Source organism: Streptomyces longispororuber, from assembly GCF_024448165.1.
Classification (GTDB): domain Bacteria; phylum Actinomycetota; class Actinomycetes; order Streptomycetales; family Streptomycetaceae; genus Streptomyces; species Streptomyces longispororuber_A.
Genome location: NZ_JAMOLN010000096.1, coordinates 1 through 16,748, shown reverse-complemented (window position 1 = coordinate 16,748; position 16,748 = coordinate 1). Strand labels below are relative to the sequence as shown.

The window sequence follows — 16,748 nt, the reverse complement described above, 5'->3', positions numbered from 1 at the left end:
GCCGGCCTACACGCGTAGCGCCCCAACAGCGGTGTGCGAGGAGTGAGTTCGAGTACGGGATGCGATGCCGAGCAGGATCGCACGAACGGGGTACGGGGAGGGATCCCCGTACCCCGGTTCCTGCGTGGCAGGTCCGCCGAAGACGGAGGCGGACCGCTCGCGGACTACTTGACGGGCACCTTGACGGAGCCGTCGACGATGCCCGCCTCGGCCTTCTTCAGGGCCGCCTGGAGCTTCGCGTCGTTCTTGAACTCCGGGTTGGAGTCGGCGAGGGCGACCTCACCCGACTTCAGGTTGCCGGTGATGACGCCGGTCTCCGGCTTGCCGTCCTGGACGGACTTGGCGAGCTTGTAGATCGACTCGGCGACACCCTTGGTGGCCGAGGTGATGATGGAGCTCTTGTACTTCGCCAGGGCTTCCTGGTTGTACTGGTCGGAGTCGACGCCGATCGCGTACTTCTTCGCGGCGGCGGCGGCCTCGATGACGCCCTGACCGGACAGGCCGGCGGCGTGGTAGACCACGTCGGCGCCGTCCTCCAGCTGCTTCTCGGCGGCGGCCTTGCCCAGGTCGGGCGAGGCGAAGCCCTTGGCCGGGTCCTCGTCCAGGTACTGGACGTCGACCTTGATGCTCTTCTTGGTGTCCGCGACGCCCTGGCGGAAGCCGGCCTCGAACTTGTTGATCAGCGCGTTGTCGACGCCGCCGACGAAGCCGACGTGGTCGGTCTTGGTCTTCAGGGCGGCGGTGACGCCGGCCAGGTAGGAGACCTCGTTCTCCTGGAAGACCAGGTCCGCGATGTTCTTCCCCTGGACCGAGGAGTCGTCGACGATGCCGAAGGTGGTCTTCGGGTACTTCGCCGCTGCCTCCTTCACCGCCGGGGCGTAGGAGTAGCCGATGCCGACGACCGGGTTGTAGCCCATCTTCGCCAGCTGCACCAGGCGCTGGGTCTTGTCGTCGTCGGACTCGCCGTCCTTCGGCTCCTGGTCGGCCGTCTTGTAGCCGAACTCCTTCTGGCTCTTGAGCAGGCCCTCGTAGGCGGCGTCGTTGAAGGACTGGTCGCCACGGCCGCCCACGTCGTAGGCGATGGCGAGGCCCTTGGCCTTGCCGCCGTCGTCGGACGACTGGGCGTCGGAGGAGGTGCCGCCACAAGCGGAGAGGGCGAGAGCGAGAGAGGCGGTCGCGGTGCCTGCGACCGCTATGCGGGAAACCCGGCGCATTGAGAAGTGCTCCTTCGTACAAGCGCCGGCGCAGAGGACCCGACGCTGAGTTCGCCGCACAGTAACGCGCGTAGACAAAACATAAAACCCTGTCTGTCCAACTTGTTACCAGGGCGATGCGAGGCGCTCGCCACACTCCCGACGGGGCTTTCCGAATGCGAAGACGGGCGGACGCCGAAGAGTCCGGCGCCCGCCCTCGACGTTGTACGTATGACGGATTCGACGTCATACGTACAACTCACTTCTTCGGCTTGGTGTCCACCTTGATCGTGCCGTCGATGATGCCCTTCTTGGCCTTGGCGACGGCGTCGGCGAGACCGGCGATCTCCTGGAACTTGGGGTTCGACTCGGAGGCGCCCACGCCGTCGACCTTGAGGTCGAAGGTCTGCACACCGCTCAGCGGCTTGCCGTCCTTGACCGACTTCGCCAGCGCGTAGACCGAGCCGCCGACCTCCTTGAGCGCGGAGGTGAGGATGTAGTCCTTGTACTTCGCCAGCGACTGCTGCTTGTACTGGTCGGAGTCGACGCCGATGACCCACTTCTTCTGCTCGGCGGCCGCCTTGATCACGCCCTGCCCCGACAGACCGGCCGCGTGGTACAGCACGTCGGCGCCGTCCTCCAGCTGCTTGCCGGCGGCGGCCTCACCGAGGTCCGGGCTCGCGAAGCCCTTGGCCGGGTCCTCGTCCAGGTACTGGACGTCGACCTTGATGCCCTTCTTGGTGTCGGCGACGCCCTGCTCGAAGCCGGCCTGGAACTTGTTGATCAGTTCGTTGTCGACGCCGCCGACGAAGCCGACGTGGTTCGTCTTGGTCGCCTTGGCGGCGGCCACGCCTGCCAGGTAGGACGACTCGTTCTCGGCGAAGACCAGGGAGGCGACGTTCTTGCCCTCGACGACCGAGTCGACGATGCCGAACGTGGTCTTCGGGAACTTCTTCGACACCTCCGTCATCGCCGGGCCGTAGGCGTACCCGATGCCGACGACCGGGTTGTAGCCGGCCTTGGCCAGGTTGGAGAGCCGCTGGGCCTTGTCGTCGTCGGACTCGCCGTCCTTCGGCTCCTGGTCGGCCGTCTTGTAGCCGAACTCCTTCTCGCTCTTGACCAGGCCCTCGTACGCGGAGTCGTTGAACGACTGGTCGCCCCGGCCGCCCACGTCGTAGGCGATGGCCAGGCCCAGGTCGGACTTGCCCTCACCACCCGAGTTCTTCTCGGAGCTGGTGCCGCCACAAGCAGTGGCGGCGAGCGCCAGACCGGTGACGCCGACGGCAATCTGCGTCAGCCGTGATATTCGACGCATCAGGAAGTTCCCCAATCATCCAACACGCCTGAAATGGCGCTCAGTTCGGCGCACGATAACGCGCGTAGACACTCCTAGGAATGCCTTGCGAACGGGCCGTTATCGATTCGTGCCGCCCGCCGGTTACGGTCCGGTGAAGCACTCCGGCGAACGGTGTCGAACCGACCGCTCCGCTCACTCCCCCGCGTCGAGCAGCGCCGCCGCCGTGAAGAGCTCCACGCCCACCGTGATCGCGGACTCGTCGGCGTCGAAGTCCCCCTGGTGCAGGTCCCTGCTCCCGCGCTCCCCCGGGGTCTTCACCCCGAGCCGGGCCATCGCGCCCGGCACGTGCTCCAGGTACCAGGAGAAGTCCTCGCCGCCCAGGCTCTGCTGGGTGTCCTCGACGGAGTCGGGGCCGAGCCTGGTGACCATGGCGTCCCGCAGCAGGTCGGTCACCGCCGGGTCGTTGACGACCGGCGGCACGCCGCGGATGTAGTTCACGACGGGCTTGGCGCGGTACTGGTCGGCGATCTCCTGGATCGCGCCGTGCACCAGGTCGGGCGCGTGCCGCCACGCCTCGATGTCCAGGCAGCGGACGGTGCCGGAGAGCTCGGCGTGCTGCGGGATCACGTTGCACGCGTGACCGGTTTCCAGGCGGCCCCAGGTGACGGCGAGCCCGGAGCGGGCGTCGACCCGGCGGGCGACGAGGGCCGGCACGTCGGTGGCGACCTTGGCGGCGGCGGTGACCAGGTCGGTGGTGAGGTGCGGGCGCGCGGTGTGGCCGCCGGGTCCGTCGAGCGTGACCTCCAGCCGGTCGCAGGCACTGGTGATGGCGCCGTGCCGCAGCCCGATGCGGCCGGCCTCGACCTTCGGGTCGCAGTGCACGCCGACGATCCGCCGCACGCCGTCGAGCACACCGCACTCGATGGCGTCGGGGGCGCCGCCGGGCAGCACCTCCTCGGCGGGCTGGAAGATCAGCCGGACCGGGTGCGGGAGCCGGCCGGCCCGGTGCAGCTCGGCGAGGACCAGGCCGGCCCCGAGCACGACGGTGGTGTGCACGTCGTGGCCGCACGCGTGCGCCCGGTCCGGGACGGTGGACCGGTACGCGCAGTCCGCCTTGGTGTCCGGGATGGGCAGCGCGTCGATGTCGGCGCGCAGCGCGAGCATGCCGCGGCCGCCGGTCCACTCGCCGGTGTCGGTGCCGATGTCGCAGATGAGTCCGGTGCCGATGCCGAGCACGCGCGGTGTGAGACCGGCCTTCTCCAGGCGGGTCTTGAGCGCGGCGGTGGTACGGAACTCCTGGTTGCCCAGCTCGGGGTGCATGTGCAAGTCACGCCGGAAGGCGACGAGTTCTGCGCGCAGCGCGTCGGGCAGCACACCGGGGAGGGTGCCGCCCGGGGCGGGTTCCCCCGGCTTGTCGGCCTCGGACTCTCGGGACATCGTCTGGTTCACCCTCTGAAGGGTAGGGCGATGCACAGGCCAACTAACCCTCGATCAACAAAAGTTCAGCCAGATTGGGGTAAGAAACCTGGCCGCGCTACGCATATGGATCGCGCCAGACGGGTATGACGACTCTTTCGACCTGCGGCTACACCGGGGCTTTCGGCGTGTCTCCGTACGAACGCCTGTACGCGGCCAGGCCCGCCACCGCGAACGCGGCCAGCACGAGCCCCGCGCTCACCCCCGGCACCGCCCGGTATCCGTGGCCGCCCCCGATCGCGAGCCCGCCGGCCCAGGGTCCGAGCGCCGCCCCGACGTTCAGGGCGGCCGTCGCGAGACCGCCCGCGAGGGTGGGCGCGGCGGACGCCGCGTAGAGGGCGCGGGCGATCAGGGTCGAGCCGACCGCGAAGGACAGGGCGCCCTGCACGAAGGCGAGGGCCAGGGTGACCGGCACGTTCCCCGCGGTGAGGGCGAGCAGCAGCCAGCCCGCGGCCAGCGCCGCGCCGCCGCCCACGAGGACCGGCAGCGGCCGGGCGTCCGAGAGCCGGCCCGCCGCGCTCACCCCGGTGAACGAGCCGAGCCCGAACAGGGCGAGCAGTACGGGTACCCGGTCCGCCCCGATCCCGGTCACCTCGGTGGCCAGGGGCGCGAGGTAGGTGAACGTAGCGAAAGTGGCCGCGTTGACCAGGGCGCCGAGCAGCAGGGCCGTCAGCAGGCGGGGGCTGCGCAGGGCGGGGAGTTCGCCGCGGACCCCGGTCCGGGAGCCGCCGCCCGCCGGGACCGACCGCACGACCGCCACGAGCGCGGGCACGCAGATCAGCGCGACCGCCCAGAACGCGGCGCGCCAGCCGAGGAGTTGGCCGAGCAGCGCGCCGCCCGGCACGCCCGCGACGCAGGCCAGGGTGGTGCCGCCGAGCAGGATCGACGTGGCGCGGCCCTTGGCGTCGGGGGCCACCAGGGCCGCCGCCGTGGCGAGGGCGACCGCGAGGAACCCGGCGTTGGCGAGCGCCGCGACGACGCGGGTCGCGAGCAGCACGCCGTAGCTGCCGGTGAGGGCGCCCACCACGTGCGCGAGCAGGAACACCGACAGGGAGCCGAGGAGCGCCGCGCGGCGCGAGCGGCGGGCCGCGAGGACCGCCATGAGCGGCGCCCCGACGACCATGCCGACGGCGAAGGCCGAGGTGAGCGCGCCGGCGGCGGGGACGGATACGCCCAGGTCGTGGGCGATGTCCGGGAGAAGGCCGGACAGCATGAATTCGGAGGTGCCCTGCGCGAAGACGGCGAGGGCGAGCAGATGGAGGGTGAAGGGCACAGCGGACTCCGTGACCGTACGGACGACGAGCGGGACAGGTCGCGGTACGGCAGTGCGTCCGATGGCAGGCGTCAGCGGAGGCGGGATCCGGAAGGGATGCCTCGGCGCTGCGCGGAAGGAGGCCACCGGAGGGCTGCCGGTGGCCGGAGTCTGTCGGACTCGGGGCTGGTCACGGGAGGCAGGCTAGGCGGCCCGGGCGGCCCGGGTCCAGGGGATTTCGCCGTGCGGTCCCGGCGGGCCGGGACCGCCGGGCCTCACACCGTGCGTACTCCCCGCGCCGACCCCGCGATGCCCGCGAGGAATCCCTGCGCGTGGTCGGAGACGCCCTGGCGCAGCCAGGCCGGATCGATCTCGCAGACCGCGACCTTGACGCCGGTGCCCTCCAGGGCGATGGGCAGGGTGTGCACGACGGTGGACGGAAAGCTGAGGATGGTGCGGCCTATGGGGCCGCGCCGGGCGATCAGTTCGAGGGGGAGGTCGGGGCGGACGACCTCCAGTCCGGTCTCGGCGACCAGCCGGTGGAGCTTGTCGGCGCTCTCGCGGCGGTGCGCGAAGTAGCGGGTGGCGCCGTGCGCGCGGGCCAGTTCGCGGACCGCTTCGAGATAGCGGTCGAGGTCGACGACGCCGGTCTCCACCAGGGACGTGCCGACCAGGTCGGCGCCGCGGGTCAGCCGGGGCGGGCCGAAGCGGGCCCGGGTCCAGGCGTACGCGTTGGCGCTGACGGTGACTCCGTCGAGGGCCTCGTCGACCGGCATGGAGGTGAACAGGGACACCGCGCGGCGGCCCGCCCGCGGGGTGAGCCGGCGGCGGGCCGCGGACGAGATCGGGCCGAAGACCAGATCGCGGGGTCCGGGGCGGCCGCCGCGCCGGTGCCAGCGCACCAGCCGCTCCCCGCGGGCGAGCTGGGAGACGAACTCCATCGTGGCGGTGCCGTCGTCGACGACGACCAGGTCACGGGCGCGAGTGATCGTCAGCAGCAGCTGCACGTAGCGGGAGAACGGGTCGCCGATCACTATCCGGTCGGCCGCCCGCAGCGGTCCCGCGAGGCCGCCGATCGTCTGGAAGGGGGCGGCCGCGCCGCCGCGCGCCTCCTCCCAGCGGACCGTGTGGCCTTCCCCGCGGGCGAGTTCGGCCATCCGGCGCAGCTGGCCGCGGGTCATCGGGTCGGTGGGCGACAGGACGACGACGGTCGCGGTGGCCCCGTCGTGGTGGGCCCACTCCAGGACGTTGAGGAGCTGCACCGGGCTCTCGACGAAGCACAGCGTGCTGCTGGACATGTGCGGCCCTCCCCGGGGACGCCGTGGCGGCCCGGCGCTGGTCGAGTGCGCCGGACCGCGGTGGAGGTGGAGGTCGTACGGATCAGACGGCCACGGGCTCGCCGGCCGCGACGGCGATCTCCGACTCGGCGACGACGCCCGCGACGCGGCGCAGCTTCTTCATCGGGCCGAGCTCCGACTCGTAGACCTTCTTGACGCCGTCACCGAGGGAGGCCTCGATGGTGCGGATGTCGCGGACGAGGCGGGTGAGGCCCTGCGGCTCCACGGAGGCGGCCTGGTCGGAGCCCCACATGGCGCGGTCGAGGGTGATGTGGCGCTCGACGAAGGTGGCGCCGAGGGCGACGGCGGCGAGCGTGGTCTGCAGGCCGGTCTCGTGGCCGGAGTAGCCGATCGGGACGTTCGGGTACTCGGCCTGGAGGGTGTTGATGACGCGGAGGTTGAGCTCCTCGGCCTGCGCCGGGTACGTCGACGTGGCGTGGCACATCAGGATGTTGTCGGAGCCGAGGACCTCGACCGCGTGGCGGATCTGCTTCGGCGTCGACATGCCGGTGGAGAGGATGACGGTGCGGCCGGTGGCGCGCAGGGCGCGCAGCAGCTCGTCGTCGGTGAGGGAGGCCGAGGCGACCTTGTGGGCCGGGACGTCGAACTTCTCCAGGAAGGCGACGGCCTCGGTGTCCCACGGGGAGGCGAACCAGTCGATGCCGCGCTTCTTGCAGTGCTCGTCGATCTGGCGGTACTCGTCCTCGCCGAACTCGACGCGGTGGCGGTAGTCGATGTAGGTCATGCGGCCCCAGGGGGTGTCCCGCTCGATGTCCCACTGGTCGCGCGGGGTGCAGATCTCGGGGGTGCGCTTCTGGAACTTGACGGCGTCGCAGCCGGCCTCGGCGGCGACGTCGATCAGCTTGAACGCGTTCTCCAGGTCACCGTTGTGGTTGATGCCGATCTCACCGGTGATGTACACGGGCTGACCGGGGCCCGCGGTGCGCGAACCGAAGGTGCGGAGGCGGGAGTTGAGAACAGACATGAGAGGTGCGTTCCTTACTTGGTTTCGAGGGAGTCGAGAGAGGGGCCGAGGATCCAGCTGGCGATCTCTCGGATCGCGCCGTCGCCACCGGGGACGGTGGTGACCGCGCGTGCGGCGCCGCGCACGACGTCATGGGCGCTCGCGACCGCCACGGGCCAGCCGGCGAGGGCGAAGCACGGGAGGTCGTTGACGTCGTTGCCGACGTAGAGCACGCGCTCCGGCGCGATGCCCTGCTCCTCGCACCACTGCTTCAGTGCGAGGTCCTTGCGGTCGATGCCGTGCAGGACCGGGATCTTGAGCTTCCGGGCCCGGGCGGCGACGACCGGGTTCACCTCCGTGGACAGGATCAGCATCGTGAGGCCGCTCTTGCGGAGGGCCGCGATGCCGAGGCCGTCACCGCGGTGCACGGTGACGAACTCCCGTCCGTCGGAGTCGATCAGCACCTTGTCGTCGGTCTGGGTGCCGTCGAAGTCGAGGACGACCGCGTCGATGTCCTCCCGGGTGGGGAGGGTGCGTGCCGCGGCGGCGGTGATGTCGAGGAGAGGGGCCAGCGCGCGGGCGCGGGCCAGGTCGTGCGGGTCGTCGATCTCCAGGACCCGGGCGGGGTCGGTGCGGACGAGTTCCGTACGGCCGAAGAAGCGGTGCTCGTGGCGGCGGAAGCCGGTGGCCTCCATCGCGTAGACGGCGCCGGTCTCCAGGAGGTCCTGGGGGCGGTCCTGGCGGCGCGGCCGGAAGGACTTGTCGTGGTTGACGCCGTAGCCGCCGCTGGTCTCCTGACCGGTGAGGACGGCGACGCCGCCGCCTTCCGCCGCGGTCCGCTCGGCCGCGATGCCCTTGGGCTCGTCGACGGCGTCCCACCCGTCCCGCCACACGAACCCGTGGAACGGGGCGACGGTCAGGGCGCTGTCGGCGCCGTTCTCGACGATGGCCGCCACGACCCCGTCGATGTCGTCCCGCTCGATGAAGGGGCTGGTGCACTGCACGAGGAGGACCACGTCCACGGCCGCGCCCTGCAGCGCCTCGTGGGCGTCCATGGCGTGCAGCACGGCCGCCTCGGAGGTGGCCTTGTCGCCGGCGATGGCGGCGGGCCGGGTGACGACCTCGGCGCCCGCCTCCCGGGCGGCGGCCGCGATGGCCGCGTCGTCGGTGGAGACCACGACGTCCGTGACGTGCCGGGTGGCGAGGCACTCGCGCACGGCGCGGGCGACCAGGGGCACACCGCCGACCGCGGCGAGGTTCTTGGCCGGGACTCCCTTGGAGCCGCCGCGGGCGGGGATCACGGCGAGCACGCGGCGCACGGGTGCCACCTGTCCCGCTTCCGGGTCGGTCATCTGCGGTTCTCCTTCGGGGAGTTCGTGGGTGTGGAGGGTCACAGCTCCCCCATCCGCCGGATCACGGGGGCGACGCGCTGCACGCCGTGCCGGTAGGCGCCGCGCGCGGCGCGGCGGACGATCTGCCGGACGGCGCCGGCCTCCTTGTCGGCGGCGGGCGCGCCGGGCAGCGGTGAGCCGTCGGGCGCGAGGTGGTGGCGGGCGAGGACGCGCGGCAGGTAACCGGGGGCCGTGGTGCGCGTGTAGTACGGGGCGATCGGCCCGCGGTCGGCGCCCAGCAGCTCGGCGACCCTGGCGCGGGCCCCGTCGAAGGCGTGCTCGTACGTGCCGTCGGCGGCGACTCCCTGGCGGGCGACCCACGCGGGGTCCGCCTCGGGCCGCTCCCCCGCGTCCAACCGGTCCCAGGAGACGAGGCAGCCGGAACCGGTGAAGTGGTGGTTGCCGAGCGCCTCGCGCACCCCGAGGTCGGTGAGCAGCGCGGTGGGGATGCGCCGGTGCAGCGATTCGAGGGCGGCGGTGGAGCTGACGGTGACCAGCAGGTCGGTGCGGTCGAGGACCTCGCCCATGTTCCCGTACACGAGCCGTACGTTCGGCGGCAGTTCGTCGCCGAGGCGCTGGGCGAGCTTCTGGTAGGGCACTTCCTCGATGTGCGTGGTGTGCTCGCCCGGCTTGCTGCGCAGTTTGAGCAGCACCTCGCGCTCCGGGTGCAGACGGGCGTGCTGGGCCAGCCGGCTGAGGAGGTACAGCCGGTCGGCCGGGGTGTCCGGCACGGAGGGCTGCGCGGCGAAGACGACCGTGTACGGGTCGTGCTCCGCCTCGTAGGGCGCCCCGCCGAGGAACGGCAGCGCGCACTCCGTGACCGAGGAGGCGTCCGCGCCCACTCCTTCGTAGACGGCGCGGAAGCGCTCCGCGTCGTAGCGGGAGTTGGCGAGGACCACGTCGGCGCCGTGCCGCAGCAGCAGGCCGTCGGCGAGCTTCTCGTAGACGACGCCGACGTAGCCGGTGACGACGACGGGCCGGCGGGCCTCCCCCTGCCAGGCGTGGGCGAGTCCGTGCAGTACGGCCTGGACGGCTCCGCCGACGAGGGCGAGGACGACCACGTCGTACGATGCGGAGTCCCGCTGCATCCGGTGGAGGAATTCGGCGGCCGTCACCTCGTGGAGGCTGTCGGCGCGGACACCGACCTCGGTGAGCTGGCGGGGGGTGGGGGTGGCGCGACCCCGCAGCAGAAAGCCGTCGAGGGCGGCGCTCTCGGGAAGGAGTCGGGAGGCGGTGAGCGACCCCCATTTCCATCGGGTGTCGGAGTCCGCGAGCACGGCGACCCGGAGAGGCTTCCCTGGGGTCTTTCCGTTCCTTGCTTCGGTACTTGCTGGCACGTCGAAGAAGTTAGGAAGGCATTTCGAGCCGCGGCCCAACCGGAGTGCAACAAACGGTTAACAGCACACCGACGAATGGCGAATCAGCCTCGGAAAAGCCCTCCGGCAGGGCCGGTTCACGGTCCCGCCACACGTCGTTCACCTGACATCAAGTTGCCGGTCAAGACGAATGCCGGGCCGCCGCCTAACGTCACCGACGTGGTCAAGCTCTCCGTCATCGTGCCGTTCTACAACGTGCAGCAATACGCGCCCGACACCCTCAGAAGTCTTCGTGCCAACGCACGCGACGACTTCGAATTCATTCTCGTCGACGACTGCTCCAAGGACGAGACACCGGACATTCTCGCGCGCGCCGAGCGCGAGCTGCCCGGCGCGGTCGTCGTCAGACACGAGCGGAACGGGGGACTCGCCACGGCCCGGAACACCGGACTGGACACGGCGCGCGGCGAGTACCTCACGTTCCTGGACGGAGACGACTGGCTCGCGCCCGGCTACTATCCGCAACTCCTCGCCGCCATAGAGGACCTGGGCTGCGACTTCGTGCGCACGGACCACGTCCAGTGCACCGCGCGGGCCCGCTCCGTCCACCGGGTGCCGACCGGTCTGCGCGGCGTCGTCATGGACCCGCGCGCCGCGATCCTGCCCGCCGACCGCTCCACCTCCGTCGACTACGCGTACGCGTGGGCCGGCATCTACCACCGCCGGCTCGCCGACGCCGGACTGCTGCACTTCACCGACGGGCTGCGGACGGCCGAGGACCGGCCGTGGATCTGGCGGCTGCACCGCGAGGCGAAATCCTTCGCCGCGGTGGGCCTGTTGGGCGTTTTCTACCGGCGCGGTGTCGCGTCGTCGCTCACCCAGATCGGTGACGTACGCCAGCTCGATTTCATTCGCGCATTTGACCAAGTCGTACGGGAAACCGCGCAGGACCGGGACGCCGACCAGCTTCTCCCGAAGGCCGTGCGCACCTACTGCGCCATCATTTCCCATCACTTGGGATCCATCGAAAGGTTCGAAGCACCTGTGGCGCGCAAATTGAAGTCCCTCAGCGCTGCGGCGCTCAAGCGCATGCCGCAGCAGGTGCTCGACGAGGCGCTCGACTCGATGGACATACAGCGCGCCACGCGGCTGCGCCGCCTGCGCCGTCGCCCGGTGAGTGCGGAGGCCGCCGCGTGACGACCCGTAGCACCACCCGGATCCTGCTCGTCTCGACCCTGTACGGCGCCGCGACCCTGGCGGCGGCCCTGGACGCGGAGCGGTTCGCCCCGGCGGACCGCACGCTGCTCCTTGTCGCCAACAACGCGGCGACGCCCGAGACGACGCCCGCCGTCGACGAGATGCCCGGCTTCGAGCGGCTGCGCGGCCGCTTCGACGGCATCCTGTCGTGGAACGAGGCGATCTCGCCGTTCCACCCGGGCGGCTGGGCGCCACGCGCCGACGATCTGCCGCTCTGGGAGCGGTACTTGAGGCTGCACTGGGGTCTTGGCGACGACGATGTCGAGCTGGCCGTCGAGTCCATCCAGGTCAACCCGGCGATGGCCGTCGCGCAGATCTTCACGGGCGCGCCCGTCGACGTGTACGCGGACGGCCTGATGAGCTACGGCCCGACCCGCAACAAGCTGGACCCGCTGGTCGGCACCCGCGTGCGCCGCCTCCTCCACCTTGACCTGGTGCCGGGCCTCAAGCCGCTGCTGCTCACGGAGTTCGGCGTCGAGCCGGAGATCGTGCCGACGGAGGTCTTCGTCAAGGTGCTCGCCGAACTCGGCGACACCGCGACCGGCCTGCCCGAGGTCACCGGCGAACCGGCGCTGCTCCTCGGCCAGTACCTCTCGGCGCTGGACATCCTCACCGCCGAGGAGGAGGAGGACCTGCACGTCCGGATGATGCGCGGCGCCGCCGAACTCGGCCACCACCAGATCGTGTTCAAGCCGCACCCCACCGCTCCGGCCCGCTGGTCGCGCACCCTGGAGAAGGAGGCGGACAAGCTCGGCGTCGAGCTGACCGTCCTGGACACCCCGGTCCTCGCCGAGGTCCTCTACCAGCGGATGCGCCCGGCCCTCGTCGTCGGCTGCTTCTCCACGGCGCTGCTCACCGCGCAGGCGCTGTACGGGATCCCGGTGGCCCGCGTCGGCACCGGCACCCTCCTGGACCGCCTCACCCCGTACCAGAACAGCAACCGCGTCCCGGTCACCATCGTCGACGCGCTGCTGCCGGAACTGACCGACCGCCCGGGCGTCGAGTCGCAGGAACAGGGCACGTCCGTCGCCGAGTTGACGGACCTGCTACGCGCGGTGGGCTTCGCCATGCAGGCCAAGATCTACCCGGATCTGCGGCCCGCCGCCGAGCGCTATCTGTCGACCCGCCTCGACGACCACACCTGGCGCTACTTCAAGCGCCGACGTCTGACCTCCCTCGCCCTTCCGGGGGCGATCCCGACCCAGCTGTCCTTCATTCCCCGGAACGCGGCGGTACGCCGGGTCGCGCGGCGGGCCCGATCCTTCAAGCGAGCCGCACTCGGATGACCGTCACCGGTACGACCACAGTCCCCCAGCCGGCCTCCGGCCCCGAGGCCCCGGCCGCGCCGCCGCCCCCGAGACCCGCGGCAGCCCGTCTGTACGCGCTCGACGGGCTGCGTCTGATCGCCGCGCTGATGGTGGCCGCGTACCACTACGGCGGCCGGGACGGCGAGGTCTCGCACGCCTGGGGGACCTCGCCGCGCACCCAGTTCCCCTCCCTGCACGGCTGGTTCGCGTACGGCTGTCTCGGCGTGCAGATCTTCTTCGTCATCAGCGGCTTCGTGATCTGCATGAGCGGCTGGGGCCGCCCGCTGCGCTCGTTCTTCGCGTCCCGGGTCTCCCGCCTCTTCCCGGCGTACTGGGTGGCGATCGTGCTGGTCACCGGGGTCTTCGCGCTGCCGGTCGTGGCCTACCACGCGGTGTCCCCCAGCGACGCCCTGGTGAACCTCACCATGCTCCAGCAGCCGCTGGGCGTGGACCGGGTGCTGGGGGTGTGCTGGACGCTCTGGGCGGAGCTGCGCTTCTACGCCCTGTTCGCGCTGTGCGTCGTCCTGCCGGGCGCGACCCGGCACCGGGTCGTGCTGTTCTGCGCGGTGTGGACGCTGGCGGCGGCTCTCGCGCAGGGGTCCGGCGAGCCGCTCCTGAACCTGGCCCTGATGCCGGAGTACGCGCCCTTCTTCATCGGCGGCGTCGGCCTGTACCTGGTGCACCGGGACCGCCGCGACATGACGGCGTGGGGCATCGTCGCCGTCAGCTGGCTGATCGGCCAGCACTACGCGGTCGACCGGCTGTGGCACGCGCCGAACCCCGACTTCTTCTCGAACCGCTCCTCGTACGGGATCATCGCGGTCGTCACGCTCGGCTTCTTCGCGGTCGCGGCCATCGCGCTGGGCTGGACGCGGTGGGCCAACTGGCGCTGGCTGACGGTCGCGGGGGCCCTCACGTACCCCTTCTACCTGGTCCACGAACACCTGGGCTGGGTGGTCATAGAGGCGCTGCACCGCAAGGCCGGGCTGCCGTCGTCGGTGACGTTCGCCGGCACGGTCGGGGCCATGCTGCTGCTCGCCTGGCTGCTGAACCGTTACGTCGAGGAGTGGGCGACGCCCGCGTTGCGCAGGGCGCTGAACCGGGACCGTAGGGCAGCCTGACGAAGGAGAACGCCGGCCCGCAGACACGGAGAGAGCGGCTTGTCGACCTTTGTCGTGTTCGACCTCGAGTTCACCACGTGGCCGGGCGCCCTGGAGCAGGACTGGGGCGGTCCCGGCCGGCTCCGCGAGCTGGTCCAGATCGGTGCGCTGCGGCTGGACGAGGAGTACCGCGTCGTCGAGGAGTTCGAGACGCTGGTCCGCCCCGTGGCCAACCCCCGTCTGTCCGCCTACTTCACCGAGCTGACCGGCATCACGCAGGAGGCGGTGGACCGGGAGGGGCGCCCGCCCGCGGCGGCGCTCGGCGAGTTCCTCGGGTTCTGCGCGGGGCAATCGGCCCTGTCGTACGGCAACGACATGGTCGTGCTCGGGGAGAACGTGGGGTGGGCGCGGGCGCGCGGCGAGGAGGTCGCGAACGGCTTCCTCGACGTCCACTTCATGACGCTGCGACCCTGGCTCAACTCAGCCGCGCCCGCGACGACTTCGGTGAACTCGGGGCGGCTGTGGCAGGCGCTCGGGCTGCCCGTGCCCTGCGCGGGGCGGGAGCATTCGGCGCTCTTCGACTGCTACTCGATCGTCGCGGCGATCCGGCATCTGCGTGCCACGGGTACGCCCCTACCGACGGGCTGGCTGTAGCCCCGAGGGGCCGCCCGCGTCCGGGACGTCCGGTCAGCGCAGGCCGTACCGCGCCTCGATCCCCGCCACGATCAGCCGCAGCCCCTCCTCGAACCGCTCGTCGTACGCGGCGAACAGTTGCTCCCCCGCGGCCGCCGCCATCGGATAGTCGGCGAGCAGCTCCGCCCGCTCGGCCACGTCGACGGGCGGCGGGGCGTCCGGGCCCTCGGACCGCATGCCCTGCTCCTCCGTGACGAAGCCCAGCGTGTACATGTACGTGGTGGAGCTGGCCCAGGTCGCCTGGTCGGGAGTGAAGCCGGAGTCCACCAGGAAGCGCAGGTTCGCCTCCATCTGCGGCCCGTGGTCGGTGCCGGTGAACCGTGATCCGCTGAAGACCTTCGCGCCGTCGCGGTAGCGCAGCAGCGTCGCCCGCAGCTGCCGGTTCCCGAGCAGCAGCCACTCCTGCCAGCTGCCTCCGGGCTCGTACCCGGCCCCCTTGCCTGCCTCCGCGCCGGTTTCCGTCATGCGCCGGAACATCACGGTCGCCATCTCGTCGAGCAGCGCCTGCTTGTTCTTGAAGTGCCAGTACAGGGCGGGTGCCTGCACGTTCAGCTCCTTGGCGATGGCGCGCAGCGTCAGCCCTTCGAGACCCACGTCGTTCAGCAGGTCGAGGGCGGTGTCGGCGACGTACGCCTTGTCGAGCCTGGCCTTCCTCGGCTCGTTCTTCGCCGCACTCTTCGCCGCGCTCTTCGGCTCTTTCGGGTTCCTCTGCTCAGCCACGCTTGACAGTTTAACGCCGTTAAGGCCATGCTCGGGACATCGCAATTTAACGGCGTTAAGGAGGCGGTGGCGATGACTGCTGGGACGACGGACGTACTGGTCGTGGGCGCGGGTCCGACCGGGCTCGTGCTCGCGGCGGACCTGGCGCGGCGCGGGGTGCGGGCGCTGCTGGTGGAGCGGGCGGAGTCCCTGTTCCCCGGCTCGCGGGGCAAGGGTCTGCAGCCGCGCACCCAGGAGGTGCTGTACGACCTCGGGGTGCTGGACGCGATCCACGCGGCGGGCACGCCGTACCCGAAGATGCGGGTCTGGGAGGGCGACGAGCCAGGCCAGGAGTGGGACATGATGCAGCGCTCCGAGCCGACCGAGCAGGTTCCTTTCGCGGAGGGCTGGCTGATACCGCAGGCCCGCACGCAGGCGGTGCTGTACGCGCGACTGCGGGAGCTGGGCGGCGACGTCCGCTTCGGCTGCGCGCTGACGGGTCTCGACCAGGACGCGGACGGGGTGACGGCGGCGTTCGAGGACGGCTCGCGGGTCCGCGCGCGGTTCGTGGTGGCGGCGGACGGCGGCCGGTCCACGGTGCGCAGGGCGCTCGGCATCGGTATGACCGGGGAGACGGTCGACCCGAAGCCGATGCTGGTGGCGGACGTCCGCGTCACGGACGACGCGCCGGTGCCGGACACGCACTGGCACGTGTGGCCGAAGGCGGCGGACGGGGGCGTGGCGTTCTGCCCGCTGCCGTCGGACGCGGGCCGCGTCTTCCAGCTGGCCGCGCAGTACGCGGACGAGTCGGCCGTGCCGGACACCTCACCGGCGGGCGTGGCGAAGCTGCTGGCGACCCGGACGACGCTCGCCGATGAGCACGTCGCCGAGGTGCTCTGGGCGTCGGACTTCCGGGCCAGGGCGGCGATGGCGGACCGGTTCCGCGCGGGCCGGGTCTTCCTGGCGGGCGACGCCGCGCACATCCACTCCCCGGCGGGCGGCCAGGGACTGAACACGAGCGTGCAGGACGCGTACAACCTGTCGTGGAAGCTGGCGGCCGTCCTGGCGGGCGCCCCGGCCGGGCTCCTGGACACGTACGAAGAGGAGCGGCTGCCGATCGCGGCGGACGTCCTCGGCATCAGCACCCGCATCCACCGGGCGAGCGCGGCGGGCGCGCACACGCAGCGCGGCGACGAGGTGAAGCAGCTCGCCCTGGGCTACCGGGAGTCGGCGCTGACCCGGGAGACCCGCACGGGCCTGCCGGAGGACGCGCTGCGGGCGGGCGACCGGGCGCCGGACGGGCGGCGCGGCGGGGTGCGGCTCTTCGACGTGTTCCGGGGGCCGCACTGGACGCTGCTGGCGGTGGGCACGGAGGCCGGACTGCCGGAGCTCGCGGGCGACACGGTGCGCACGGCCCGGATCCCGGCGTACGAGGCGTACGGCACGGGCGTCTTCCTGGTCCGGCC

At 71.5% G+C, this 16,748-nt stretch carries 14 protein-coding genes; 5 read left to right on the top strand and 9 right to left on the bottom strand.

Features of this window, described 5'->3' with window-relative positions; all coding sequences use genetic code 11:
* Positions 1–164: 164 nt before the first annotated feature.
* The 8 genes from M4J07_RS25410 to M4J07_RS25375 form a co-directional block, all read right to left on the bottom strand.
* The gene (locus tag M4J07_RS25410) at positions 165–1,214 is read right to left on the bottom strand and encodes a BMP family lipoprotein (protein ID WP_255975325.1); all 1,050 of its coding nucleotides are present in this window, start codon (positions 1,212–1,214) and stop codon (positions 165–167) included.
* A gap of 238 nt (positions 1,215–1,452) precedes the next feature.
* Complete coding sequence (locus tag M4J07_RS25405) at positions 1,453–2,508, bottom strand: BMP family lipoprotein (protein WP_255975324.1); 1,056 nt, start codon at positions 2,506–2,508, stop codon at positions 1,453–1,455.
* A gap of 174 nt (positions 2,509–2,682) precedes the next feature.
* Positions 2,683–3,927, bottom strand: a complete 1,245-nt coding sequence (locus tag M4J07_RS25400; RefSeq protein ID WP_255975344.1) for an amidohydrolase — start codon at positions 3,925–3,927, stop codon at positions 2,683–2,685.
* 148 nt (positions 3,928–4,075) lie between these two features.
* Entirely contained in the window at positions 4,076–5,239 is a 1,164-nt protein-coding gene (locus M4J07_RS25395; RefSeq protein WP_255975323.1) for a Cmx/CmrA family chloramphenicol efflux MFS transporter, read from the bottom strand.
* 254 nt (positions 5,240–5,493) lie between these two features.
* Positions 5,494–6,516, bottom strand: coding sequence for a hypothetical protein (locus tag M4J07_RS25390; protein WP_255975322.1), 1,023 nt, complete (start codon positions 6,514–6,516; stop codon positions 5,494–5,496).
* 82 nt (positions 6,517–6,598) lie between these two features.
* Entirely contained in the window at positions 6,599–7,540 is a 942-nt protein-coding gene (locus M4J07_RS25385; protein ID WP_255975321.1) for an N-acetylneuraminate synthase family protein, read from the bottom strand.
* Between the two features lie 14 nt (positions 7,541–7,554).
* Positions 7,555–8,871 (bottom strand): N-acylneuraminate cytidylyltransferase, encoded by a 1,317-nt coding sequence (locus M4J07_RS25380; protein ID WP_255975320.1) that lies wholly within the window; start codon positions 8,869–8,871, stop codon positions 7,555–7,557.
* Positions 8,872–8,909: 38 nt separating this feature from the next.
* On the bottom strand, positions 8,910–10,247 hold the full coding sequence (locus M4J07_RS25375) for a DUF6716 putative glycosyltransferase (RefSeq protein ID WP_255975319.1): 1,338 nt from the start codon (positions 10,245–10,247) through the stop codon (positions 8,910–8,912).
* A 198-nt stretch (positions 10,248–10,445) separates the two neighbouring features.
* On the opposite strand from M4J07_RS25375, the gene M4J07_RS25370 reads away from it, so the two are divergent.
* The 4 genes from M4J07_RS25370 to M4J07_RS25355 are packed head-to-tail and all read left to right on the top strand — an operon-like array spanning position 10,446 to position 14,544.
* A complete protein-coding gene (locus M4J07_RS25370) occupies positions 10,446–11,423 on the top strand; it encodes a glycosyltransferase family 2 protein (RefSeq protein WP_255975318.1) in 978 nt (325 codons plus the stop codon).
* Entirely contained in the window at positions 11,420–12,769 is a 1,350-nt protein-coding gene (locus tag M4J07_RS25365; RefSeq protein ID WP_255975317.1) for an alpha-2,8-polysialyltransferase family protein, read from the top strand. Before M4J07_RS25370 ends, M4J07_RS25365 begins: the two co-directional genes overlap by 4 nt.
* Positions 12,766–13,911 carry an acyltransferase family protein gene (locus M4J07_RS25360; protein ID WP_255975316.1) on the top strand — a complete coding sequence of 382 codons (1,146 nt, stop codon included), beginning with the start codon at positions 12,766–12,768 and terminating at the stop codon, positions 13,909–13,911. The genes M4J07_RS25365 and M4J07_RS25360 overlap by 4 nt, the downstream gene beginning before the upstream one ends.
* Before the next feature lie 39 nt (positions 13,912–13,950).
* On the top strand, positions 13,951–14,544 hold the full coding sequence (locus M4J07_RS25355) for a 3'-5' exonuclease (RefSeq protein WP_255975315.1): 594 nt from the start codon (positions 13,951–13,953) through the stop codon (positions 14,542–14,544).
* A gap of 33 nt (positions 14,545–14,577) precedes the next feature.
* Here the strand turns inward: M4J07_RS25355 and M4J07_RS25350 are convergent, their stop codons facing one another.
* A complete protein-coding gene (locus M4J07_RS25350; protein ID WP_255975314.1) occupies positions 14,578–15,303 on the bottom strand; it encodes a TetR/AcrR family transcriptional regulator C-terminal domain-containing protein in 726 nt (241 codons plus the stop codon).
* 72 nt (positions 15,304–15,375) lie between these two features.
* Here M4J07_RS25350 and M4J07_RS25345 point away from each other — a divergent pair.
* A partial coding sequence (locus M4J07_RS25345; protein ID WP_255975313.1) for an FAD-dependent monooxygenase occupies positions 15,376–16,748 on the top strand: 1,373 nt, incomplete at its 3' end.